Below are 308 nucleotides of genomic sequence, written 5' to 3' on the forward strand. Positions count from 1 at the left end.
GTCATAATGTTGATGAGGCCGATGCCGCTTTGGTCCTCCTTGTCCTCAGAGCTAACCTGCAGCTGCTCCAGGTCCAGCTCCTCCAATTGACGCAGCTGCGCTTGCAGCGCTTCGAATTGCTCCTCAGGCATGCCGTTGCCGTTATCCTCGACGGTAATCTGCACGAGCGAAGGGGAGAGACGCCGGCTTTGAACGAGGATATAGTTGTCTTGGGCGACCGGATTCATGCCGTGCTTGAAAAAGTTTTCAACCAGCGGCTGGATCAGCATCTTCGGAATAGTCATTTCCAAGGTGGACTCTTCCACATC

1 protein-coding gene is annotated in these 308 nt (G+C 54.2%); it reads right to left on the reverse strand.

Annotated elements, in window-relative coordinates; genetic code table 11:
• Window positions 1-269 (reverse strand): sensor histidine kinase (locus tag ACSNOG_RS33125; protein ID WP_436756376.1); only part of this gene is annotated, 269 nt, incomplete at its 3' end.
• Window positions 270-308 lie beyond the last annotated feature (39 nt).

The sequence above is a fragment of the Streptomyces sp. URMC 124 genome (assembly GCF_051386455.1).
In the GTDB taxonomy this organism is placed as follows: Bacteria; Actinomycetota; Actinomycetes; order Streptomycetales; family Streptomycetaceae; genus Streptomyces.